This is a genomic window from Streptomyces sp. NPDC050509, assembly GCF_044457965.1.
Classification (GTDB): Bacteria; Actinomycetota; Actinomycetes; order Streptomycetales; family Streptomycetaceae; genus Streptomyces.
The window spans coordinates 57659-80831 of record NZ_JBITHL010000013.1 but is presented as its reverse complement, the minus strand read 5'-3'; the positions used below and the strand labels follow the sequence as shown (position 1 = coordinate 80831).

Sequence of the window (23173 nt, the reverse complement as noted above, 5' to 3'; positions counted from 1 at the left end):
GGCGGGGCGCCCCTTGGGCAGACGTATACCACCGCATACGCGAAGGAGGCGGGGTGACCACGCCGTAGACTGTCCCCCTTGCGGGGGCCGTCGGGGGTTGTGGTAGGAGATCGCATGCATGGCCGACCCGGTGTGCCGGACCTGTCCGCACACCCAGGGCCGCCCGCCGGTCGGCTCGACGAGCTGCTCTATCTGGTCGGCCGGCAGGCCTGGCGGCCCGACGTGGGGGTCCAGGGAGTCATCGACTGGCTCCACCGGCAGCTCGGCACGGAGGTCGCCCTCGTCGGCCGCGCGCACACGGTGGAGCTCGCGACCCCCGGCTTCCCCCGGGAGATCCTGCCCTCGCTCGAACCGGTGCTCACCCGGCTGGCCACCGGCCGGATGGCCGCCGCGGCCACCGAGGTCGGGGCGGTACGGGTACGGCTGGAGGGGGTCGGATCCGACGACCCGCGCCGGGTCCTCGTCCTGGCCGGGACGGACCGGCTGACCGGCCAGGAGGCCGCCGCCGCCTCGCACACCGGCCACATCATCGCCCTGCTGGACCGGGCCAGGGCGGCCGACACGGTGTACCGCGGCTACCAGGAGAAGGCCCACCAGATGCGGGTGGCCCTCTTCATGGCGCTCATGGCGGGCGACACCGTACTGGCCCGGCGTATGACCACCGGGGCCGTCCCCGAACTGCTGGGCGCCGACCGGATCCGCGTCCATCTGCTGCGCTGCGCGCCCGCCGACCGCGACCGGCTCACCCAGGCCCACCAGGACCCGTCCGGCTACCACGGCCGGGCCATGATGGTGCGCTGCCCGGTCTACGACGAGCATCTGATCTGCATCGTCGCCGAGGACGCGGACACTCCGCCGGAGCTGGGCGGCGTACTGCGCGAACTGGTCGCCGAGAGCGAGGAGTACGCCCTGGGCATCAGCGCCCCGCACCCGCTGCGCGCGACGGCCGAGGCGTACGAGGAGGCCAGGAACGCGCTGGCGGTGGCCGGCAACACCCCCGGCAGGGTGGCCGGCTACCGGGGCCGGGAGCCGCTGGAGCGGCTGCTGCCACGCGAGGAGGCACTCGCCTGGGCGCGCGCCCTGCTGCGCCCCCTGCGGTCCCTGCCGGAGCTGACCGCCGAGGCCACCCGGCTCGCCCTCTTCTTCCCCCGGTCCGGGGTGGCCGCTCTGCTGGGCATCAGCCGCAACACCGTCACCGCCCACCTCGCACGCTCCGAGGCCGCGCTCGGCCTCGACCTCCGGGACGTCCGCGCGCGTGCCGCGCTCGCCCTGGCCCTGGCCGTCACCGCGCTGCACCAGAACGGCGAACCCGCCGACGTGCCACCGCCGCCGGCCGGCGCGGAGCCACCGTCCGGCGGCGGGACGGCCGCCGCGTGGGCCGCGGAATTCCTCGGTCCGCTGCACGACGCCCGCCATCGGCTCGTCCGCGACACGCTCCGTACCTGGATCGAGTCGAACACCGACGCGCAGCGGACCGCCCGGCGCCTGGGCAGCAGCCGTACCACCGTCGCGGCCCGGCTGCGTCTCTCGGAGCGGCTGCTGGGGCGGGATCTGCTGTCCACCGGCTCGGGCGTCCACGAGCTCGTGTACGCCTTCCACTTCTCGGGAGAGAGCCCGCAGTTCACGCGGTGGGGCCCGGCGACCCACGGGCCGGACGGTGCACCGTGACCAGGACACCGCCCGTCGGCCCTGCGCCGCGGCACCGGATCCGCGCCGGGCTGTGCACCGTGCACACTCCGGCCCCGGATTTGGGCACCGTGACCACCGAAACTCGCTTTCGCACAGGCGGGCGATCGCGGTGTACTCGTTCCCGGCGACGTTTCCGGCCGCCCCGTACGGGGGTCAGGGCGGTGGGGCGCTCGCCGGTGCGCGGCAGGTGGACCGGACCGGGTCCGCCCGCCGCGCGGATCAGATGCGCCAGCCGCGTATCCGGTCCGCGGCCTGGTAGACGCCGGCCTTGCCCGACTGGATGGCGCGCACCAGCTCGACGAGCGCCCCGTACGGCGGGTCGATGCCCTCGCCCGAGGCGTGCATGTACGCGGCGGCCACCTGGCAGGCGTACAGGCTGTTGCGGTACGGCAGCGGCTCCAGCCGTACCAGGGTGTGGATGAGAGCCGCGGCGCGCCAGGACACGTCGGGTTCGCTCGTGGCCGGGCGCGGGATGCGGGTCTTGTGCCGGGCGACGGCCGCGACGAGCGCGGAGTAGTCGGCCACGGACACGTCCTCGGGGACGGCCTGCTCCTGTACGTCAAGGAGCCAGGCCACGTCGATGTACAGGACGGGCATCAGGCGGCTTCCACCTGCCGCCCGGCGCCCGGAGCCGGTGGCACCTCGCCCGCGAACGCCTCGTCGAACTCGCCCCTGTGCTGCTCGCCCCACGCGACGGCGTAACGGACGAACTGCAACCGCTGCTGCTCGCGCAACGGCAGGTCGTGGACGTACTGCTTGAGCGACTTGCCCTCGGCGGCGGCCGCGGCACGGACGGCCTCGAGCTCGTCGTCGGTGAAGCTGATGTTGAGTGACGGCATACCCCCACGGTACCTAATAGGTACCACGCCGGGAAAGCGGGCTGTCCGCCACCTTCCGTCACGCCTCGTCGGGCAGGTAGTACGCGAACTCGATCCCGCTCAGATTGCAGCGCCCGTCGTGGTTGTCGTAGATCCGGATCCGCCGGTACGACGCCCGCCGCTCCAGCCTCGCCTCGTACCACCGCGCGGTGTCGACGCCACTGACGGTGTACAGGTCGTGCCAGATCACCCCGTCGTCGGAGCCCTTGACGACGGTGCCGTTGGCGCGGGCGAGCTGGTTCGACCGGGGCAGCAGCCGGATCGTGTCGATCACGACGGGGCCCGCGTCCCCGGCGTCGACGTCGATCCAGCTCTCCGCCGCCAGGGTGTCGGTGTACGTCGCATCGTCGCCGTCGAAGGCCCGCCAGCCGTTCGACGCCTTGGTGCCGGTGCCCGGCCACTGGACCGTCGACGCCTCCACCATCGACGGGGTCACCGGGAACGTCCGCAGCAGGGTCTCGACCGGGACCAGCAGGTCGTACGCCGCGTACACCGCGTCGATCAGCGCGTCCTCGCCCGCGCCGGGCCGGCCGGCCGCCGTCCGGATCCGGGCCAGCTCCGCCGTGAACGCGGCGAAGCTCTTCCTCGTCCACTTCTCGGCCGTGACGGCGTCCGCGCGCGCCAGTACCGCCGCCGGACTCTCCGCCCTGGCCTCGGCCGGCTGCGCTGTGCTCCGTGAGCCGCCGCCCACCGTCGTGGCGACCACCTTGTGGTAGCGGATGCCGTGCCGCAGCGATCCGTCGGTGTACGCGAGCTCGCGCGTGCCGGAGATCAGGGTCTCCCAGCCGCTGGGGCGGGTCGCCGGATCGGTACGGGCCGTGCGCGCGTCCCCCGTACGGTGCAGGGTGAAGGTCAGCGCGTCCTCCGGCTTGTTCCAGCGGACCACGGCCGCGTCCGCCTTCCGCTCCACGAAGGCGAGGACGGCGGTGAGGTCCACGGCCGCCACGGCGACCTGGGAGAACACCGCGTCCCCCGTCACCCCGAGCCCGGCGTGCACGGTGTACGGGAAGGGCGTGAACAGGGAACCGACCGAGGTCCACAGGGCTCCGTCGGCGGAGACCAGCGCCTGGACCCGGTGCGTGGAGAAGTCCCGGACGAGCCGCAGGTACGGGGTGGCCGCCGCGGTGTGGCCCTTCAGGTCCACGGTGAGCGGGCTGCGCCGGTCGTCCTGCCAGTCGTGGCGGCTGTCGCGGGTGCGGTTCTCCAGGACGAGGCCGCCGTCGTGGCCGACGCCGAAGTACACGTAGCGGGTGTCCGCGGCCAGCCGGTCCCTGAGCATCAGTCCGGTCAGCGCCCCGCGGTGGGCGCCGACGCGCGCGGTGAGCGAGAAGCTGCCCGCGCCCGGACGGCTGACGTAGTGCAGCGCGTCCTCGATCTCCCGCCCCGCGAGCCGGTAGTCGTCGCCCTCGCCGAGCCCCGCGCCCCGCGCGCCCAGCACCCGGATCGTGGCGCCGCGCACGGTGGCCGAACCCCGGCGTGCGGCGCCGAGCGCGTCGTCGCGCCAGCCGGAACGCGCCGTACCGCTGGAGGCGGTGGGGGGCAGTTCGGCGCGGACGGCGTGGGAGGTCCAGCCCGTTCCGTACCGGTTCACACCGGTCACGGTGTAGTGGTAGGTGACGCCGGTGCGCGCCGTACGGTCGAGGAAGTGGCGTCCCGTCGCACGGCCGGCGAGGAGGGTGAACGGGCCGCTGCTCCTGGTGGCTCTGCGGATCTCGTAGCGGGTGGCCCCCGCCGTGGTCTGCCAGGTGACCGCGAGGGCCCCGTCGCCGGGCAGGACGGCGACGAAGTCGACGTGGGCCGGGGGGAGTTCCCGCTCCCGGTCGGTGGAGAGCCGCAGCACCAGGCCGCTCTTCGGGCCGATCTCGACGGCGCCGGCGCGGACCGGGAGGTGCGTGCCGGAGACCAGGTCGAGCACGGTCGCGCCGCGGTGCCCGGCCGGCAGCTCCACCGCGAAGGTGCGCTCGTTGCCGTACACCGCGCGCGTGGTGTTGAACGCGAACAGATACCGTCCGTAGCGTGCCGTCAGCAGGTCCGGGTAGCCGGAGTAGGCGTGGTCGACCTCGAAGTTCTCGCGGCGTACGGTGCCCACGCCCGGCTGGTACGTGACGGGGGCGATCTCGCCCGCCAGGGCCTGCGGGGCGGCGGAGTCGCCCGTCTGCTGGTCCTCCATGAAGTCGACGTCGATGTTGTCCATCCGCGCGTAGTAGTCCTCGTACCGGAACCGCCCGTTGGTCTGGATCTGGACCACATGGTCGTGGGTGCCGTGCAGGACGTGGAGGCGGCCGTTGCGGGCGAAGCCGCGCTGGCGTTCGTTGAGCTGGCCGAAGAGCCGCAGATCACCGTCGCGCATCGAGACGAACATGCAGTCCACGTCGACCCAGGCGAAGCGCTCGTAGTCGGACGGCCGTACCCCGAGCGCGGCGATCTCGGCGGCGGTGTAGCAGGCGAAGTCGGTCTGGGGATGCACGACCCCCGCGGGCGGCTGCTTCACGAGGTACGCGTAGGTGTCACCGAGCGCGAGATCGTACTTGATCTTGCTCATGACCGCGGGGAAGACGTTGAAGTACTGGTGGTCGGCGAGCTGTTGCTGGAAGAAGCCGACGGCGGCGCGCGCGTGCTCCCAGGTCTCGCGCCACTCCGCGCCGCTGTACCGGCCGGGGTTCTCCCTCATGTGCCGGGCGAGCGAGACATAGCCGAGGAAGCGTCCGCACTCGGACTGGCGCAGGGCGTAGCCGGGGAAGCCCGGGTAGTTGGTGTTGCGCTCGTCCACCACCATTTCCATGCGCATCACACGCTTGCCGTTGTCGTCGAGGCTGGTGTGCCGGGCGTAGCCGCGGGCGTGCAGATTGCGCAGGGCGATTCTGAGGATGTGGTCGTTGAGCGCCTCGTCGCCCCGGTGGCCGAGGGTGCGGTGGAACCACTCGGGCAGGTAGTTGGTGGACTCGCCGTAGTTGGCGACGTAACCGTTCTCCCGGGTGTGGCCGGCCTCGGTGACGGTGGTGAAGTGCCGGCCCAGCGGCACCCTGCGCACCACGTCGCCTTCGCGGTCGAGCTTGCTCCTCGCCAGGCCCTTGACCACGTAGCGGCGGTAGTCCTCGGTCCAGCGGGCCGTGGTGTCGTGGTAGAAGAGCGAGTGGAAGAGGTCCAGGTCCTGCCCGTCGGGGCCGACCAGCACCTCCTCGCCGAGGAAGGGCTCCCAGCCCAGCGCCTCCCCCGCGATGCGGTGGCTGCGCGCCCTGCCCTCGTAGAACGGCGAGCCGATCACCCGCAGCCCCTCGTGCGCCTCCCACGCGCCTTCGTAGGTGTACATGACCTGGTTGAAGATGTACGAGAGGCGGGAGCGCGCGTAGTCGAAGTTGGCCTTGAGCACCCGTTCCCAGGCGCCGCGCCGGGTGAGCCGGCCGCCGTCCCACCCCACGCCCTTCAGCGAGGTCTCGCCCTCGCTCGTACCGGTGGTGAACTCCTCGTCCAGGAAGGTCTCGAAGGCGGCGCGGCCGAGGATCTCCGGGTCGGCGATGACGTTCTCGACGATGTACAGGGCCTCGCCGAGCGCCCCGTAGAAGCCGCCCCAGTCGCCCTGATGGCCTCCGCGCGCCAGCAGCATGGTGTTGGCGTAGTAGTCCCTGGTGTGGTTGTCGACGGCCTTGAACACCCGGGCGAGGGCGGCCTTCCGCTCGGCGGTGGTCCGCGCCGGGCACCAGCTCGCCGTGGCCAGCGCGGAGCTGTAGAAGCGCAGTTCGTCCTCGTAGCGCACGAGGGAGAGCCGGCCGTTCGCGCTCGCGTCGACCTTCGCCGAGCAGTCGTCGAAGAGCGTGACCTGCGCGGCGGTGAATCCGTCGACGAGCCGCTGTTTCCCGGCGTCGTCGAGGTCGGGGACCGTGTCGGTGGTGGGGCGGAAGTCGCCGAGCGGCTCCCCGCTCACGTCGAGGTAGGCGCCGGTGTGGGTGTAGACGGCGTGGTACCCGCGGGAGGACGCCGTCACGGGCGCGCTGAACCCGGCGTCGTAGGTGCGCAGGGTGATCTCGGCGCGCTCCTGGCCCCGGGTGGACTCCAGGGGCAGCATCACGGTGGCGAAGTGGAAGCGGCCCGGCAGCGGCTTCACCGTGCCCGGGTTGAGGGCTTCGTAGTCGCCCGAACGGCGGTAGCCGATCTGTTCGCCGTTGATGTACGCGATGGTCTTGTACCCGGAGGTGTCCCCGCCCCAGAACTTGACCGTCAGATAGTTCTGGTGGACGGGATCGACCGCCATGGTGAAGGTGAGGTCGCCGCCCTTCAGGGTGGGTGGGTCGAGCGGCCTGGCGACCCGGGCCCTGTCCCCGGCCTGGCCGTCGGTGATCTCCGAAGGTCCGGTGCGCAGGGCGTGCGCCGTCTCGGAGTCCGGGGCTCCGAAGTCGAGTCTGTCCAGCGGCCCCGCGGCGTCCCCGCCGGGATCGGTGTGCCCGGCGAGGGGCGTGGCGGCGACGGCCGGGCTCCCGCCCCACAGCCCGCTGCCCACGACGGCCGTACCGGTGGAGACGGCCGCCGTACGGAGCACGTTCCTCCGGGTGAACTCGCTTGCCATGTCTGTGGTCCTCTCGGCGGACAGTGCGGACAGGAGGGAGCAACGGAGAGGTGGGGGGTGCCAAGATGCCGTACGGGACTGGCTACTTGAGGCTGCCGAGGGTGACCCCGGAGCGCCAGTAGCGCTGCATCGAGATCATCAGGATCACCATGGGGATGAGGGAGACGATGGAGCCGACCACCACGAGACCGGTCAGGTCCACGGAGCTGTCGACCTTCACCTTGAGCCAGGAGTAGAGACCGAGCATGACGGTCCACTTCTCGCTGCTGCGCAGGAAGACGAGGGGACCGAAGAAGTTGTTCCAGGCGCCCACGAATCCCAGCAGGAAGATCGTGGCGGCCCCGGTCGACATCAGCCGGGCGCCGATCCGGAAGAAGATCCGGTACTCGCCCGCGCCGTCGAGGCGTGCCGCCTCCAGGAGTTCGGGCGGGATGGCGCCCTCCGCGTACACCTTGGCGAGATAGACGGAGAAGGCGTTGAAGAAGCCCGGCACGATGATGGCCCACGGTGTGTCGATCATCCGCAGGTCGGTGTAGAGCAGGAAGGACGGGATGGTCAGCAGGGCCCCGGGGATCAGGAAGGAGCCGATGACGCAGCCCATCAGGATGGAGCGGCCCCGGAACTCGTAGAGTGCGAGGCCGTAGCCGCAGGCGACGCAGATCACGGTCATGCCGATGGTGCCCGCGAAGCCGTAGAACAGGGTGTTGCCCATCCACTTCAGGAAGATGCCGTCCTGGTAGGTGAAGAGCGTCCGCACGTTCTCCCAGAGGCGGAAGTCCGAGAACCACAGTCCGTTGGTGGTGTAGAGGTCGCGCTGGCCCTTGGTCGCGGCGACGAGCAGCCACCACACCGGGGCGAGGGAGTAGAGGGTGAAGAGCGCGAGCCCGATGAGGACGAGTGCCTTGGTGCGGGTGGTGTGCCGGACGACACCGCCCGTCGTACGGCGGCGCACCGAGGGGGAGGCGTCCGGGGTGTCCGGGGCCGCTGCCGGCCCGGGGGGCCGCGTCGTCGTGGTCATGAGGTGGGCGCCTTGTTCGTGAGCCGGTAGAAGACAGCGGAGGCGGTGCCGACGACCAGTGCGAGGATGATCGAGAGCGCCGCCGCGTAGTTGAAGTCGCCCTGCGCGAAGGCCCAGTCGTAGATGGCCATGATCGGGGTGAAGTCCCGGGTCACGGTCTCCGGTGTCATCGACCGGAAGAGCATCGGGTCGCTGAAGATCTGCAGGGTGCCGATGATGCTCAGTACGGTGGTGAGCACCAGGGAGCGGCGGACCAGCGGGACCTTGATCGACCAGGCCATGCGCCATTCGGAGGCTCCGTCGACCCGGGCGCTGTCGAAGAGTTCGCGCGGTACGGACTGGAGCGAGGCGTACAGGATGAGCATGTTGAAGCCGATCGCGCTCCAGGCCATCAGATTGCCGATGGACACCCAGATCATCGATCCGCTGTAGAAGTTCGCGTCGATGCCGAGGAGCGAGAAGAAGGGGGTGAGCGGCCCGACGACCGGGCTGTAGAGGTAGACCCAGATCAGGGTGGCGACGATGCCGGGGATCATGTACGGCACGAGGAGCAGGATCCGGAAGCGGCCGGCGACCCGCGCCGTGACCGAGTCGAGCAGCAGGGCGAGCCCGAGGCTGGTGAGCTGGATCAGTGGGATGCTGACGGCGGCGAAGAGGGCCACCCGGCCCATGGAGCCCCAGAACTTGGCGTCCTCCAGGCCGCGCAGGAAGTTGTCGAGCCCGGAGAACTCGACCGTCTTCGCCCCGAATCCGAGCCCCGAGCCCTTCTCCGTGTAGAGGCTCTCCTTGAGGGCGATCACCACGGGCACCACGGTGAAGAGCAGGAACCCGAGAAAGAAGGGGAAGGTGAAGGAGGCGCCCTTGAAGGCCATGACGCGCCGCCACTTGAGGGGCGTGGCACGCGCCGGTGCTGGTGCTGGTGATGGTGCCGGTGCTGGTGTTTCCACGGCCATGGATCAGCCCTCGACGTTGATGTTCTTCGACTTCAGATCGTCGACCGTGAACTTCTGCAGGTGTTCGAGGGCCTGGCGGACCGTGATCTTCTTGGTCACGATCTTCGCCCACTGGTCCTGGAGTTCGGTGAAGACTCCGGTGTAGTTGGGGCCGACGACCCAGGTGTCCCTGGCGCCCTTCACGGCCTTGAGGATGACCGGCCTGGCCTCGCTCTTGCGCTCGCCGAAGAGCTTGTCCGGGACGACCGAGTCGACCCAGGGCGACGGGTCCTTGACCGCGCCCGGCCAACTGTACTGCTTGGTGTCCTTCTGGTAACTGGCGTCGATCCCGGCCTTGGTGGTGCTCATCCACACACCGGCGGCCACGGCCTCCTCGGGGTGCGCGCAGCCCTTCGGGACGAGCAGCGCGGTGCCGTGGGCGGGCGCGGTGAACCGCAGCGCGTCGGTGAACTGCGGGAGGTCGACCGGCTGCCAGTCCCCCATGGACTTCTTGTAGTTCAGCTCGTAGGTCGGGAGCTGCCAGGCCTGGGTCGGCAGGGAGACCATCCTGCCGGAGTCGAAGTAGTTGATCAGCGCGGGACGGTCCATGTAGGTCTGGTTGGCGACCAGGTCGTTGTCGACCAGCCGCTGGACGACATCACCCGCCTTGAGGGACTCGGGCGAGAGGAAGTCGACCTTCCAGGTGTCCCCCTCGGTCCTGTACCAGCTTCCGCCGGCCTGCTGGACCAGGTTGACGAGGGTGGAGGGGTCCTCGCCGGCCAGGTTCATCACCTGGACGCCGTGCTTCTTCAGCTCCTTGCCCGCGGTGATCAGCTCGTCCCAGGTCCTGGGGACGGCGATGCCGTACTCGTCGTAGACCTTGCGGTTGATCACCATGAAGGACGGCTGGTAGCCGATCGGCACACTGTAGTAGCGGCCGCCGGCCTGCGCGGACGGCAGCGAGGCGTCGTTGTAGACGCCCTTGTCGACGTACGGCCGGACGAAGTCGGTGACGTCGTCCAGCAGGCCCTCGCCGACCAGTCCGGGGATCTCGCCGAAGTTCTTCACCAGGCAGGGGACGCCCTTGCCCGAGGCCACCACATTGCGCAGGTTGGCGGCGGTGCCGGGGTTGTCGGCCTGCTTGACGACCTTGATCCTGATGTTGTCGTGCGTCGCGTTGAACGTGTCCGCGACGGGCTGGACCACCTTCGCCTCGTCCCAGGTCCAGTACTCGACGGTGACAGGGCCCTTGGCGGCGGTGTCGTCCCCGCCGCTCCCGCCTCCGCAGCCGGCCAGGACGACGGACAGCACCACGGTGGTCGCGGCGGTCACTCTCAAGTGCGTGCGAGGCATGACACCCCTCCTCGGGAGGTTCGGGCATGGAAGAGGAAGCCGACTTCCTGATCAGCTCCACGACGACATAGAAATCGGTCTCTACGGAAGCTAAGCGCAGCGTCCTCATGGGGCAAGGTGTCGGGCACGAAAATCTTTCGTGACGACACGCCTTCGCCCCGTACCAGCGGCTCGTTACAGGGCGTCAGGGGTGAGCGGAGGCGGCACCACACGTCCGGACATGGCTCCGCCCACGACTAGAGATCGGTTTCTAATCGTGGGCGGATTACCGTGGATCGGAGGGGTGGGACTCAGCGGCCGGGACGCACCGTGGAGCCGCGTACGACGATGTGCGTGCCCAGCATCTGGTGCTGGGCGTCCGGGAGTTCACGCCGGTGCAGGGCGAGCCGTACGGCGGTGCGGCCCAGCTCCTCGTGCGGGATGCTGACGGTGGTCAGGGCCGGGTGCAGGTCGATGGCGACCGGGATGTCGTCGTACCCCACCACGGAGACGTCCCCGGGGACCCGCACACCGCCCTCGCGCAGCGCCTGGAGCACCCCGGCGGCCACCATGTCGGTGGCGGCGAACACGGCGTCGAACTCGGCGCCCGACGCCAGGAGTTCGCTCGCGGCGCGATACCCGAACGAGCGGGTGAACACACCGTCGACGATCAGCGCGGGATCGGCCTCCCGGCCCAGGGTCTCGTGGGCGCGCAGGAACCCCTCGACCCGCTGGCTGCTGGTGGACAGGCCGGGGACCCGCCCGAGGAAGGCGATCCTGCGGTGTCCCAGGCTCAGCAGGTGGGTCGTCATGGCGAAGGCGCCGTTCTCGTTGTCGTACTCGACCACGGTGGCGGGCACCCCCTCGCCGAGCGGGGGCCGCCCCACGAGCACCAGGCGTGAGCCGGCCCGGTCCAGGGCGTGCGCGAAGTGTGTCATGCGCTCCTGGTACTCCTTGTCGTCCCAGGCGCCGCCGACCACGATGACGGCGTCGGCGCGCTGCTCGCGCATCATCTCCACGACGGCCAGCACCCGCTGCGGGTCGCCGTGGGTCGTGCACAGCATGCACAACCGCCCCTCGGCGGACGCCTGTTCCTCGACACCGCGGGCGACATGGGCGTAGAAGGGGCCGGTGACGTCGTCGACGACGAACGCCACCGTCTTGTTGGTGGATCCACCGAGCGCCCGCGCGTGCGCGTTGACGACGTAGTCCAGCTCACGCATGGCGCGGAGCACCCGGGTACGGGTGGCCGCGGCCACCGGATAGGTACCACCGAGCACCCGGGAGACCGTCGAGGCGGACACCCCGGCGCGTTTGGCGACGTCCCTGACCGTCGAGGCGTCCTTACCGGTCGAACCCGTCGCGTTCATGTCCACGTGTGTGTCCCCTCGGCCTGCCGCCTGCGTTGCGCTCACGATAGTGGAGCGGCGGCACGGGAGAGCCGCAGCAGACGGGCCGACGGCGCCCGCGGCAGATCGACCCGCAGCCGTCCTCTCTCCGCGTCGAGCACCGCGCCACCGGGCGCCACCCGCGGATAGACGGGGACGACGCGGTGGGTTCCCGCCGGGACGGGCAGCTCGCACACCTCCTCGGTGCCGTCCCTGCGCCAGATCGCGAGCAGTGTCTCCGTACCGGTGTCGAGGGCGAGCGCGAGCCAGTCGTCACGCCAGCCGGGCAGTCCGAGCGGCCAGGAGGGTACGGCGTGCGCCAGGGTGCGGCGGTAGCCGCGGTAGCTGTCGAGCGCCTCGGTGACCAGGGCGAGCCGTTCCGGTGGGAGCAGGTCGATCCTGCCGCTGAGGTGGACGCGGCCGAGGAGCGCCGACACCAGGGTGAAGACGATCTCCTCCTCGCTCTGCCCCGGCTGCGGATACGCCCAGACCGCGCCCTGTTCCGGCGGTACGGCGACCGGCGCGGCGGCGGCCACGGCGGCGAGGAGCAGGGCGTCCTGCTGATCGGTCAGGGACTGTACGGGGACGTGCGCGAGGGTGGCGTGGTCGATGCGCATGCCGCCGGCCGCGCAGCCTTCGAGGACGAGGCCGGGGTGGCGGTCGTGGACGCCGTCGAGCCAGTCGAGGTAGGCGCGGTTGTGGGCCAGCAGTCCCTGGCCGGGGCCGTGCGGGCCGCTGTCCGTGCCGGCGCCGATGTCGATGTTGTGGTCGAGCTTCAGGTAGCCGAGGCCGAACTCGGTGACCAGCCGGTCCACGGTGGCGTCGAGATGGGCGCGCGCCGCGGGGTGGGTCAGGTCGAGCTGGTGGCGGCCCCACTCCGTGAGCCGTACGCCGTCGCGCCGGAAGAACGCGTCGTCGGGCAGGGTGGACGCCAACGGGCTGCGTACGCCGACGACTTCGGGCTCCAGCCAGAGCCCGGGGATCATTCCGGCGGCCTTGACGGCGTCGGTGACCTCGGCGAGTCCGCCGGGGAAGCGGGAGGACGAGGGCTCCCAGGCGCCGACGGAGTCCCACCAGCCCGGCACTCCCCCGGGGCCCTCGCCGGCCCGCTCCTCGTCGTACCAGCCGGCGTCGACGACGAAGTACTCGCAGCCGGTCGCGGCGGCGGCCCGGATCAGGGGCAGCAGCTTCTCCGTCGTGGGGTCGCCCATCAGACAGTTCATGAAGTCGTTGAACACCACGGGGAGTTCGGTGGTGTCCGGGTGCGGCCGGCGGGTGGCCCGGCGGTGGCCGGTGAGATGCGCGATCGCCGTGTCCCGGTCGGGTGCGAGCGCCACGGTGACGGGCACGGTGGTGAAGCTCTCGCCGGGCGCGAGCCGCAGCGACCAGGCGTGTTCGCGCCGGGTGGGCCCTGACAGCAGCAGGAGGATCTCGTCGAACCGGTCGGCGACCTCGGCGTGCCAGGAACCGTTGTGTTCGATCTGCCAGGCGAGGACGGCGGAGGGGCCCGCCAGCCACCCCATCGGGAGGTGTTCCGAGGAGGGCCACGCTCCGGTGCTGGTGCGGGTGATCCGGTTCTTGGTGCCGGTCTGGCCGAAGCGGGTCATGCCGGTGTCGACCAGTCCCGCGTCGCCGAGCGGGGCCCCGCTCCAGCGGTACTCGCCGCCCCACGGGTTGGCCGCGGTCCAGATGCTCACGTCGCGTTCCCACTGCCCGGGGCCGGGCGCGCCGAGCAGCTCCGCGATTCCGGCCAGCACGAAGGACGACACACTCTCCACGTCCAACGGGCTTGCCCCTGCGGTCACTTCGGTCCAGGTGTGCAGCACGGGCGCGCCGTCGTCGAGCCGGTAGTGGGTGGCGGCCCGCAGATCCGTCACGGGGTCGTGGGTCCGTACGGTGAGCTGCCCGTCGGCCGTGGTGTGGCCGACGTACCGCAGCCGCCGGGAGACGGCGCCGTCCACATGGCGCTTGCCCGAGGTGCCGGTACGCCCGTGTCCGGCCAGCTCGATCTCGACGAGCGGCAGGGCGGCGCGTCCGGGTGCGGCGCCGAGGGCGAGCCGCGGCGGGTGGTCGGCGTCGGTGGTCAGACGCAGAGTGAGGGCGTCGGTGCCCCAGATGATGTCGGGGTGCGGGGTCATGCGGCTCTTTCCAGTTCGGCACGGTCGACCTGGTGGGAGAGCGGCACCCCGCGCAGCAGCCGCTCCAGTTCGTCGATGACGCAGAGGCCGAGCCGGTGCAGCTCGTTGCCCTGCGAGCCGGCGATGTGCGGGGTGACGAACGCGTTGGGCAGGTCGAGGAGCGGGGAGTCCGGTGGCAGGGGCTCGGGGTCCGTGACGTCGAGTACGGCGCTGATCCTGCCGCCGCGCAGCTCCTCGACGAGCGCCGGGGTGTCGACGAGGCTGCCGCGCGCGGTGTTGATGAGGACCGTGCCCGACTCCATCAGGGCGAGTTCGCGGCGGCCGATGAGATGCCAGGTCTCGGCGGTCGCGGGTGCGTGGACGGTGACGATGTCGCTGGTCCGCAGCAGTTCGTCCAGGTCCAGCAGGGTGACGCCGAGTCGCGCGGCCTCGGCGGCGTCGACGTACGGGTCGGCGAGCGCGACCCGGAAGTCGAAGGGGCGCAGCAGTTCGATGACACGGCGGCCGATGCGGGACGCTCCCACGATGCCGATGCGACGGCCGTAGTTCCCGATGCCGGGGATGACCTCGGCGAGGGTGAAGGTGCGGTCGGCGCGGTAGCGCTCGCGGGCGGCGAGGAGTCCCTTGCCCACGAGCATGATCATGCCGAGGGTGTACTCGGCGACGGGCAGGGCGTTGGCGTCGGCGGCCGAGGAGACGACGAGTCCGCGCTCCCAGCAGCCGGGGGTGATCAGGCTCTTGACCGAGCCGGCGGAGTGCAGCACGGCCCGCAGACCGGGGGCCGCCTCCAGCACGCCGGTGTCGATGGCGGGGCTCCCCCATCCGGTGATGAGGACCTCGGCCCTGGCGAGGGCGCCGGCCACCCGCGGGTCGTGGAAGTCCTCGGCCACCAGGGTGGGGTCGATGTCCACCGAGGCGCGGAGCCTGGCCAGGGCGTCGGGCGGAAAGAGCTTCGGCAGGTTCTCTGCACTCATGGCGAACAACGCCAGGGGACGCTCGGGCAAGGGAAGTGGCCTCCGGCTCGGGTCTGTGGCTTCGGTATAGCAACCGATCTCTACGCTAAGCACCCGCGCCTGAGAGGGTCAATGGCGCGGTATGACAGAAACGGCGCCTGAGGAGGGAGTTAAGCGTCACTGCGGGACGCAGCGGGCACGCCCCGCGTAGAGACCGGTTTCCGAATGGATCGGCCGGATCGTGCTGTCGTACGGCTCAGAGGCCGGTGAGCGCGAACCGGTCGAAGTCCGCGGTCACCCGTGTTCCACCGAGGTCCTGGGCGCAGACGCCGACGAAGGCGCCCGTGAAGCGGAGCCGGTCGCCGTAGTCGTCGGAGAGCTTGCTCGCGTCGAGGACCGGGCCCACCCGGGTCCACTCCGCGCCGTCGGGCGAGGCGCTCAGACGCAGTGCGGCGCCGTCGAAGTCGGCCCGGAGGTGGAGCAGCGGCCAGTCCTCGACGGAGAGTTCGCAGTCGGCGGGCTCGGAGTACGCGCCGTCGTCGGAGACGGCCAGGCCGAGCACCCGCCCGCGCTCCTCGGAGTGGGTGACCCGCAGGTAGTAGTGGGTGGTGGTGTCGTACCAGCAGATGAGTCCGGCCTGCTGGTCGAAGCGGGTGGGCCGGAAGTCCAGGACGGTGGTGGCCCGGCAGTGGACCGAGGTGAGCCGCCGGGCGACCAGGCTCTGGTCGAAGAGCGAGTGCTGGCTCTGCCGTCCGCGCAGCCGCAGCCAGCCGGGGCGTTCGGTCAGGCTCAGCCAGGAGGGGTCGACGGGCACCCGCAGCGAACTCCAGGCCGGGCCGAGAACGGGCGCGTCGAAGTCGTCGCACCCCTCGGCCGGGCCCTCCCCGGGGGCAGCGGCGGCCCCGGCCACGGCCGCGCCGGACGATCCGCCGTTACGGGTCGCGCGCGGCGCGGGGACCGACAGCCGGGGCCGGTTGTCGCCGTGCGCGAGTCGCAGCCAGCCGTCGCCGGTCCACTCCACCCGTTGGATACAGGTCTCCCGGCCCAGGATGCAGCGCGGCCCCTCCGGCGTGGCGACGGGCCGGGACGCGAGATGGGCGAGGTACCACTCGCCGTCGGGCGTGCTGACCAGTTCCCCGTGGCCGGCCTTGAGCAGCGGGGCGTCGGGGGCGTCCCGGGTGGTCAGCAGCGATCCGGCGGGGTCGAGTTCGTACGGTCCTGTCAGGGTGCGGGAGCGGGCCATCAGGATGCCGTGGTTCCATCCCGTACCGCCCTCGGCGAGCATCAGGTAGTACCAGCCGTCGCGGCGGTAGAGGTTGGGGCCCTCGACGAGTTCGTCGTGGCGCAGGAGGAGAACGGGCTCCCCGGCGAGCGCCCGCGCCCCGGGGTCGTACTCCTGGAGCACGATGCCGGCGAAGGAGGGGCGGTCGGGACGGTGGTCCCACCGGAGGTTGACCAGCCAGTGGCGGCCGTCCTCGTCGTGGAAGAGCGAGGGGTCGAAGCCGGAGGAGTTGAGAAAGACCGGCTCCGACCAGGGGCCCTCGATCGAGTCGGCGGTGACCAGGTAGTTGTCGACGTCCTTGTACGGGGAGCCGACGGTCCGCACCAGGGAGTGGACCAGCCAGAACCGGCCGTCGTGGAAGGAGAGCGAGGGGGCCCAGACCCCGGCGGAGTTCGCGACGCCACGCAGGTCGACGGTGTCACGGCTGTCGAGGAGATGTCCGGCCGGTTCCCAGTGGACGAGGTCGGTGGAGCGGTGCACGGGGACGGCGGGGAACCACTCGAAGGTCGAGGTGGCGAGGTAGTACGTCTCCCCCACGCGCACGATGCTGGGGTCCGGGTGGAAGCCGGGCAGTACGGGGTTCCGGAGGTGGTCCACGGTCATTCGGGGCCTGCCTTTCACGACACGTTCACGACATGGGTCCGCTTCGGACGGGCCGCCCGCCGGGCGGGGCCCGGCTGCGGGCGGGGCGCCGCCGGTCGCGCGCCCCGTAAGGATCGGTCGTGCCTCGTACGGCCCGTTACGGCCGCGTGGGGACGCGCCGCCGCGCCGCCGCGACGGGTCCCAGGGGGCGGGCCGTCCTTGCGCGGGGGCCGCGCGGCCCCGACACTGATCGGGCGCGGGCGGGCTCCTCAATGTAGAAAACGGTTGCTGTCCCAGTCAATGAGCCGGACAGGCCTCCTGGGCCTCACCGAGTTGATTTTCCCTGTCCAAAGGGGGCGACGAGGCGGGGATCAGTCACTTACGCTGCACAGAAACCGCCTTCTACCGGACCCCCGCACCGCCCTCGAAGGGATAAACACTCCGTGCCCAGCGACCGTCTCGACCACGCCTCCCTTGACTATGTCGAAAGCCGCGATCCGGGTCAGGGGCGGCTCGCCCCCCGGGCCCGGTACCGGTCGGATGCCATGACCCTGGACCTGGACGGCGATTGGCGCTTCCGTCTCGCCGACTCCCTGCACACCCTGACGCCGGACTTCGAAGCGCCGGATCACGACGACACCGGCTGGGAGCACATCCCCGTCCCGTCGAGCTGGCAGATGCAGGACGTCGCCGGCACACCGCGCTTCGGCACCCCCGCGTACACCAACATCGTCTACCCGTTCCCCGTCGACCCGCCGCGCGTGCCCGACGCCAACCCCACCGGCGAGTACCGGCGGGAGTTCACACTGCCGCGGGAGTGGCCGGGCACCGGGCGCGGTGTGCTGCGCTTCGAAGGGGTCGACTCGGCCTTCGCGGTCTATCTGAACGGCGTCCGGCTCGGCGACGGCAAGGGCAGCCGGCTGCCCACGGAGTTCGACGCGACCGACGCGCTGCGCCCCGGTCGCAACGTTCTCGCCGTACGCGTCCACCAGTGGTCCGCGGGCAGCTACCTGGAGGACCAGGACATGTGGTGGCTGTCCGGGATCTTCCGTTCGGTGGCCCTGCTGCACCGGCCGGAGGCCGGCGTCGGAGACCTCTTCGTCCACGCCGAGTACGACCATCTCACCGGCGAGGGCACCCTGCGGGTGGAGGCCGACGCCACCGGCCGGGTCACCGTGCCCGAGCTCGGGCTCGACCTCGCGGTCGGCGAGCGGGCCACGGCGCCGGTCGAGCCGTGGACGGCGGAGACGCCCCGGCTGTACGACGCGGAGCTGACCACGGCGGGCGAACGGGTCCGGCTGCGGATCGGCTTCCGTACGGTGACGGTCTCCGGGGGCCTGCTGCGGGTCAACGGCACGCCGCTCCTGCTGCGCGGGGTCAACCGCCACGAGTGGGACCCGGACACCGGCCGCACCCTCACCACCGAAACCATGCGCCAGGACATCGAGCTGATGAAGCGCCACAACATCAACGCGGTGCGCACCAGCCACTACCCGCCGGACGGCCGCTTCCTCGATCTCTGCGACGAGCTGGGGCTGTGGGTCGTCGACGAGTGCGACCTGGAGACCCACGGCTTCCACCTCAACGACTGGCGCGGCAACCCGAGCGCGGACCCGGCCTGGCGCGAGGCGCTGCTCGACCGGATGCGCCGCATGGTCGAGCGCGACAAGAACCACGCCAGCGTCATCATGTGGTCGCTGGGCAACGAGTCGGGCACCGGGGACAACCTGCGGGCCATGGCCGACTGGTCGCACGAGCGCGACCCGGGCCGCCCGGTGCACTACGAGGGCGACTGGGACAGCGGCTATGTCGACGTCTACAGCCGGATGTACGCGGACCACGCCGAGACCGACCGGATCGGCCGCGGTACGGAGGACCCGACGACGGACCCGGCGCTGGACGAGCACCGCCGCGCGCTCCCCTTCATCCTCTGCGAGTACGGCCATGCCATGGGCAACGGCCCGGGCGGTCTCAGCGAGTACCAGCGCCTCTTCGAGCAGCACCCGCGGCTCCAGGGCGGCTTCATCTGGGAGTGGATCGACCACGGGGTCCGCCGCCGTACCCCGGAGGGCGAGGAGTTCTTCGCGTACGGCGGGGACTTCGGCGAGGTGGTCCACGACGGCAACTTCGTGGCCGACGGGCTGGTCTTCCCGGACCGCACCCCCTCCCCCGGGCTGATCGAGTACAAGAAGGTCGTCGAGCCGGTGGCGATCCGGGTGGACACCGCGGCGCGCACGGTGTCGGTGCGCAACGGCCTGGACTTCGCCGACACCGGTCATCTGCGCTTCCACTGGCAGGTGGAGGACGAGGGCGTCCCGGGCGGACAGGGCGAACTGACCGTGCCCGTCGTCGCGGCGGGCGACTCGGCCGTGGTGGGCTGGCCGCGCGAACTGAGCGAGGCGGCGGACGCCGGTGCGGCGGGTGCCGAGCGGTGGCTCACCGTCGGCGCGCGGCTCGCCAAGGACGAGCCGTGGGCCCCGGCCGGCCATGAAGTGGCCTGGACGCAGGCGGCGTTGACCGCCGGGGCGCCCGCGCCGATACGCTCGGGGGCGGGCGCCGCACCCCGGGTCGACGGTGCGCGGATCACCCTCGGGGACGGTGTCTTCGACGCGTACACCGGACGTCTGGTACGGCTCGGCGCGCTCCCGGTGCAGGGGCCGCGGCTCGATGTGTGGCGCGCGCCCACGGACAACGATCTGCGGGGCTGGCGTGGTTCCGACGCCGAGAAGTGGCGCGCGGCGGGGCTCGACCGGCTGGAGCACAAGGTGCTGTCCGTCGAGCCCGGGGACGGGTCGCTCACCGTGACGACGCGGGTGGCCGCCGCGGGCAGCGACGCCGCGCTGTCGGCGGTCTACCGCTGGAGCGCCGCACCGTCCGCCGGGACCACCGGCGGCGCGCTGCGGCTGACGCTGGAGGTCCGGCCGATCGGCGCCTGGGACGTGACGCTGCCGCGGCTGGGCCTGCGCGCCGCCGTACCGGCCGCGCTGTCCGCGGTGAGCTGGTTCGGCGCCGGACCGCACGAGGCGTACCCGGACACCAGGGCCGCCGCCCGCGTCGGACGGTTCGCCTCGGACGTGGACGGCCTCCAGACGCCGTACCTCTTCCCGCAGGAGAACGGCAGCCGTACCGATGTCCGCTGGGTGCGGCTCGCACCGGCCGGTGGCGGGGCGGGGCTGCGGTTGAGCGGCCCCACGCCCTTCTCGTTCGCCGCCCGCCCCTGGACGAGCGAGGAGCTGGACGCCGCGGCCCACCCGACGGAGCTGGTACGGGGCGATCTCGTCCACCTCACGCTGGACGCGGCGCGGCACGGTATCGGCAGCGCGTCGTGCGGTCCCGGTGTGCTGCCCGAGTACCGGCTCCTCGCCGCTCCGACGGTCTTCACCGTCGACTGGGCGGTCGAGGGAGCGTAGGACGTAGGGCATAGGACGGTGACCGGCCTCCTCGGGGAGGCCGGTCACCGTCCTACGACCACGCGCGAGCGCGGGTCAGCGCTTGATCTCCTTGATGCGGAGCATGCGCGTGATGACCTTGTCCAGCTCGTCGTCCTCGAAGACCTTCTTCCAGTCGTCCTTGACGATCGACTCACGGCCGTAGTCCATGGCGATCAGGCAGGCGTCGGAGAACGGGTTGTCGCCCTTGAGGGTGTTGGCGAGCGCGACCTGCGTGTGGCCCAGCAGCATCGCGCGGGCGGCGGGCTCCGGCACACCGACGGTGTGGACCGTCTCGTGCAGGGCCTCGGTGAGCAGCGCGCCGACCATGCAGGCGATGGTCTCGACCAGGGTCGGCTCCAGGACGGCGAGCTGCTTGACCGTCACCCAGTGCACGTCCACGACGGGCGCGTACATCGTACGGATGACGGCCTCGGCCAGTTCCCGCACGGCCGGGTCGGGGCCCTCGAAGGCGGCGACGACCTCCTGCGGGGCGGCGATGCCGCCGAAGGTGTCCGCGTACTCCTCCTTGGTGGTGCGCTCCAGGAAGACGGACGGGTGGCAGGGGTGGGCGACGGCGTTGTGCACGTCGTCGCGGCGGGTCAGCAGGCCCGCGTAGGCCGCCGCCGGGTCGAGGGTGAGCAGGACCGCGCCGGGCTTCATCAGCGGGACGAGCTGCTCGGAGACGACACCGAGAACGACGTCCGGCACGGCGAGGATGAGGACGTCGGCCTGCTTGGCGGCCTCGTCGGAGTCGGTCAGCTCGCGTCCGAGTCCGCGGACCAGCTCCTGGCCCTGGGGCGAGTTCTCGGAGAACAGCGTCCGGAAGTCGCTCCTGACCAGGTTGTTGGAGACGCGCTGGCCCATCTTGCCAGCGGCGCCGATGACGGCGACGGTCTTGTTCTCGGTGGCCATTACTTACTCCTCTGAAGGGTGGTGATGCAGTGCCGGGTCCACTGGGCCTCGATCCGGGCCGTGGTCTCGAACCCGTCGTCCTGCCACGGGAGCCAGTGCTCCACGATCTGGTTGAGGGACCGCTCGTGCGGCCGTACGGTCTCGACGAGGTGGGCGTGGTCGAGCAGGCCCTCGCCCAGCGGAGCGCCGGCGTAGGTGAAGCCGACCCAGCCGTCCCGGCGGCTGAAGGCGAAGTCCTTCACATGAATGTTGACGACGTACGGGGCGGTGGCCTCGACGACATCCCGGGGGCGCTCCAGACGGGCGACGCAGTTGCCCGGATCGAGCACGACGCCCAGGTGGGGGTCGTCGACGGCGCGGACGACGGTGAGGAGGTCGTCGGTGGAGACCTGTTCGTAGGTCTCCAGGCCGAGAGTGACGCCCTGGGCCGCGTACGCGGGGACGGTGCCCCGCAGCAGTTCCGTGGCCTCCGCGGTGCCGGGGCGGTGGTCGGCCGTGTTCATCATCGAGCGGACGAGGGTGACACCGAGCTTGCCCGCCAGGTCGAGGTAGCGGGCGAGATGGTCCCGGCCGACGCCGCGGGTGCCGAGTTCCAGGGTGATGCCCAGGTCCTCGGCGGTGGCGCGGAGGCCGGCGAGGCGGGCGTCGTCGAAGGTCTCGATCAGCGGGTAGTCGCAGATCTGGAAGACGTCGCCGCCCAGTTCCCGGGTGTCGCGGAGCATCTCCTCGACGGTCAGCGGGACCGGGGCGCGCGAGGAGATCCGCCAGAAGTAGGCGTAGGTGCTCAGTCCGTAGGCCATTACGCGTCCGCCTTCACGGTCCGGTCGCTCAGCTCGTCGAGGATCTGTTCGACTGCCCGCGGGTCGTGGGCGAAGCGCCCGAGGAAGAGTCCGTCGACGCCTTCGCCGAGGGTGCCCAGGAGCCCGGGGCCCGCGCTGCCGCCGTAGATGACCCGGCTTCCGGCGTACGCGGGACGCTCCCCGAGCCAGGCGGTCAGGGCGGCGCAGACGCGGGTGATGTGGTCGGGCGAGGCGGGGCGGGGTGCGCCGATCGCCCACTGCGGTTCGTACGCCACGACGACCGGGCCGTGTTCGCCGCCTTCGTGCGCGGCGGTGTCGAGGATGCGTGCCAGCTCGGCGACGGTGCGCTCCGCGGCCTGGGCGGGGTCCGCGCGGTCGAGTTCACCGACGCAGAGCACGGGGGTGAGGCCGTTGCGCAGGGCGGCGGCGGTCTTCGCCGCGACGACGGTGTCGCCCTCGCCGAAGAGGCGGCGGCGTTCGGCGTGGCCGACCTCGGCGTAGGAGCAGCCGATCTCCTTGAGGTACGGGCCCGAGACCTCACCGGTGAAGGGACCCCGGTCGTCGGTGGCGAGGTCCTGGGCGCCGACGGCGACGCCGGTGCCGTCCAGGACGGTGCCGAGCGGGACGATCGCCGGGAAGGCGGGCAGCACGAACACCTCGGTGAGGCCGCCGGTGACGGCCGGGTGCCGGGAGGCGATGTCGCCGATGCGGCGGGCCCAGTTGAGGGTCTCGTGATGACCGAAGTACATCTTGAGGCTCACCCCGAGCAGGGTGGGAGCGGACATCAGGCGGCGGCTTCCTCTTCGGTCTCGTAGTCGTTCATGAGCTGCACCTTGGCGGCGGAGGCGGACGACTCGTCGAAGCGGTACGTCAGCCACTCGGCGGCCAGCCGGCGGGCCAGTTCGACGCCGACGACGCGCTGGCCGAAGGTGAGGACCTGCGCGTTGTTGGAGAGGACGGCGCGCTCGACGGAGAAGGAGTCGTGGGCGGTGACGGCCCGGATGCCCTTGACCTTGTTGGCGGCGATCGCCACGCCGAGTCCGGTGCCGCAGACGAGCAGGGCGCGGTCGGCCTCGCCGCGCGCGACCATCTCGGCGGCGGCGATGGCGATGGTCGGGTAGGCGGTGTGGCCGTCGGCGTCGACACCCACGTCGGTGACCCCGGCGACGAGTTCGCTGTTCTGGAGGTCCTTCTTCAGTATTTCCTTGTAGTCGAAGCCGGCGTCGTCCGAGCCGACGACGATCCGCAGCTTGTCGCTCATGGGGGGGGTGCTCCTC

16 protein-coding genes are annotated in these 23173 nt (G+C 71.4%); 2 read left to right on the top strand and 14 right to left on the bottom strand.

Features of this window, described 5'->3' with window-relative positions; genetic code table 11:
- Positions 1-114: 114 nt before the first annotated feature.
- A complete protein-coding gene (locus ACIBJC_RS31550; RefSeq protein WP_399298356.1) occupies positions 115-1668 on the top strand; it encodes a helix-turn-helix domain-containing protein in 1554 nt (517 codons plus the stop codon).
- Between the two features lie 240 nt (positions 1669-1908).
- On the opposite strand, the gene ACIBJC_RS31545 is transcribed toward ACIBJC_RS31550, so the two are convergent.
- From ACIBJC_RS31545 to ACIBJC_RS31500, 10 genes are all read right to left on the bottom strand, one after another.
- A complete protein-coding gene (locus ACIBJC_RS31545) occupies positions 1909-2286 on the bottom strand; it encodes a toxin Doc (RefSeq protein WP_399298354.1) in 378 nt (125 codons plus the stop codon).
- On the bottom strand, positions 2286-2528 hold the full coding sequence (locus tag ACIBJC_RS31540; protein WP_329823942.1) for a hypothetical protein: 243 nt from the start codon (positions 2526-2528) through the stop codon (positions 2286-2288). Before ACIBJC_RS31540 ends, ACIBJC_RS31545 begins: the two co-directional genes overlap by 1 nt.
- A 58-nt stretch (positions 2529-2586) precedes the next feature.
- On the bottom strand, positions 2587-7128 hold the full coding sequence (locus ACIBJC_RS31535; RefSeq protein ID WP_399298352.1) for a Tat pathway signal protein: 4542 nt from the start codon (positions 7126-7128) through the stop codon (positions 2587-2589).
- Positions 7129-7210: 82 nt separating this feature from the next.
- A complete protein-coding gene (locus tag ACIBJC_RS31530; RefSeq protein ID WP_399298350.1) occupies positions 7211-8146 on the bottom strand; it encodes a carbohydrate ABC transporter permease in 936 nt (311 codons plus the stop codon).
- The gene (locus tag ACIBJC_RS31525) at positions 8143-9018 is read right to left on the bottom strand and encodes a carbohydrate ABC transporter permease (protein WP_399298348.1); all 876 of its coding nucleotides are present in this window, start codon (positions 9016-9018) and stop codon (positions 8143-8145) included. Before ACIBJC_RS31525 ends, ACIBJC_RS31530 begins: the two co-directional genes overlap by 4 nt.
- Before the next feature lie 84 nt (positions 9019-9102).
- Positions 9103-10431 (bottom strand): ABC transporter substrate-binding protein, encoded by a 1329-nt coding sequence (locus ACIBJC_RS31520; protein ID WP_399298346.1) that lies wholly within the window; start codon positions 10429-10431, stop codon positions 9103-9105.
- A gap of 290 nt (positions 10432-10721) precedes the next feature.
- A complete protein-coding gene (locus tag ACIBJC_RS31515) occupies positions 10722-11780 on the bottom strand; it encodes a LacI family DNA-binding transcriptional regulator (protein ID WP_399298344.1) in 1059 nt (352 codons plus the stop codon).
- A 41-nt stretch (positions 11781-11821) separates the two neighbouring features.
- Entirely contained in the window at positions 11822-13936 is a 2115-nt protein-coding gene (locus ACIBJC_RS31510) for an alpha-galactosidase (protein WP_399298342.1), read from the bottom strand.
- On the bottom strand, positions 13933-14940 hold the full coding sequence (locus ACIBJC_RS31505; protein ID WP_399298340.1) for a hydroxyacid dehydrogenase: 1008 nt from the start codon (positions 14938-14940) through the stop codon (positions 13933-13935). Before ACIBJC_RS31505 ends, ACIBJC_RS31510 begins: the two co-directional genes overlap by 4 nt.
- A 205-nt stretch (positions 14941-15145) precedes the next feature.
- Positions 15146-16774: a glycoside hydrolase family 43 protein gene (locus ACIBJC_RS31500; protein ID WP_399298338.1), complete on the bottom strand. Its 1629-nt coding sequence runs from the start codon at positions 16772-16774 to the stop codon at positions 15146-15148.
- 422 nt (positions 16775-17196) lie between these two features.
- On the opposite strand from ACIBJC_RS31500, the gene ACIBJC_RS31495 reads away from it, so the two are divergent.
- The gene (locus ACIBJC_RS31495; protein ID WP_399298336.1) at positions 17197-20163 is read left to right on the top strand and encodes a glycoside hydrolase family 2 TIM barrel-domain containing protein; all 2967 of its coding nucleotides are present in this window, start codon (positions 17197-17199) and stop codon (positions 20161-20163) included.
- Positions 20164-20238: 75 nt separating this feature from the next.
- Here ACIBJC_RS31495 and ACIBJC_RS31490 read toward each other — a convergent pair whose 3' ends face one another.
- The 4 genes from ACIBJC_RS31490 to ACIBJC_RS31475 are packed head-to-tail and all read right to left on the bottom strand — an operon-like array spanning position 20239 to position 23157.
- Complete coding sequence (locus ACIBJC_RS31490; RefSeq protein WP_329823922.1) at positions 20239-21096, bottom strand: phosphogluconate dehydrogenase C-terminal domain-containing protein; 858 nt, start codon at positions 21094-21096, stop codon at positions 20239-20241.
- Positions 21096-21896, bottom strand: coding sequence for a sugar phosphate isomerase/epimerase family protein (locus tag ACIBJC_RS31485; protein ID WP_399298334.1), 801 nt, complete (start codon positions 21894-21896; stop codon positions 21096-21098). The genes ACIBJC_RS31490 and ACIBJC_RS31485 overlap by 1 nt, the downstream gene beginning before the upstream one ends.
- Positions 21896-22681, bottom strand: coding sequence for a triose-phosphate isomerase family protein (locus ACIBJC_RS31480; RefSeq protein WP_399298332.1), 786 nt, complete (start codon positions 22679-22681; stop codon positions 21896-21898). The genes ACIBJC_RS31485 and ACIBJC_RS31480 overlap by 1 nt, the downstream gene beginning before the upstream one ends.
- Complete coding sequence (locus ACIBJC_RS31475) at positions 22681-23157, bottom strand: ribose-5-phosphate isomerase (RefSeq protein WP_329823919.1); 477 nt, start codon at positions 23155-23157, stop codon at positions 22681-22683. The genes ACIBJC_RS31480 and ACIBJC_RS31475 overlap by 1 nt, the downstream gene beginning before the upstream one ends.
- Between the last annotated feature and the right edge of the window lie 16 nt (positions 23158-23173).

Bases quoted from the DNA above. Each gene is read 5' to 3' on its own strand.
- ACIBJC_RS31550 (WP_399298356.1), top strand. From the start codon at position 115: ATGCATGGCCGACCCGGTGTGCCGGACCTGTCCGCACACCCAGGGCCG.
- ACIBJC_RS31545 (WP_399298354.1), bottom strand. From the start codon at position 2,286: ATGCCCGTCCTGTACATCGACGTGGCCTGGCTCCTTGACGTACAGGAG.
- ACIBJC_RS31540 (WP_329823942.1), bottom strand. From the start codon at position 2,528: ATGCCGTCACTCAACATCAGCTTCACCGACGACGAGCTCGAGGCCGTC.
- ACIBJC_RS31535 (WP_399298352.1), bottom strand. From the start codon at position 7,128: ATGGCAAGCGAGTTCACCCGGAGGAACGTGCTCCGTACGGCGGCCGTC.
- ACIBJC_RS31530 (WP_399298350.1), bottom strand. From the start codon at position 8,146: ATGACCACGACGACGCGGCCCCCCGGGCCGGCAGCGGCCCCGGACACC.
- ACIBJC_RS31525 (WP_399298348.1), bottom strand. From the start codon at position 9,018: ATGGCCTTCAAGGGCGCCTCCTTCACCTTCCCCTTCTTTCTCGGGTTC.
- ACIBJC_RS31520 (WP_399298346.1), bottom strand. From the start codon at position 10,431: ATGCCTCGCACGCACTTGAGAGTGACCGCCGCGACCACCGTGGTGCTG.
- ACIBJC_RS31515 (WP_399298344.1), bottom strand. From the start codon at position 11,780: ATGAACGCGACGGGTTCGACCGGTAAGGACGCCTCGACGGTCAGGGAC.
- ACIBJC_RS31510 (WP_399298342.1), bottom strand. From the start codon at position 13,936: ATGACCCCGCACCCCGACATCATCTGGGGCACCGACGCCCTCACTCTG.
- ACIBJC_RS31500 (WP_399298338.1), bottom strand. From the start codon at position 16,774: ATGACCGTGGACCACCTCCGGAACCCCGTACTGCCCGGCTTCCACCCG.
- ACIBJC_RS31490 (WP_329823922.1), bottom strand. From the start codon at position 21,096: ATGGCCACCGAGAACAAGACCGTCGCCGTCATCGGCGCCGCTGGCAAG.
- ACIBJC_RS31485 (WP_399298334.1), bottom strand. From the start codon at position 21,896: ATGGCCTACGGACTGAGCACCTACGCCTACTTCTGGCGGATCTCCTCG.
- ACIBJC_RS31480 (WP_399298332.1), bottom strand. From the start codon at position 22,681: ATGTCCGCTCCCACCCTGCTCGGGGTGAGCCTCAAGATGTACTTCGGT.
- ACIBJC_RS31475 (WP_329823919.1), bottom strand. From the start codon at position 23,157: ATGAGCGACAAGCTGCGGATCGTCGTCGGCTCGGACGACGCCGGCTTC.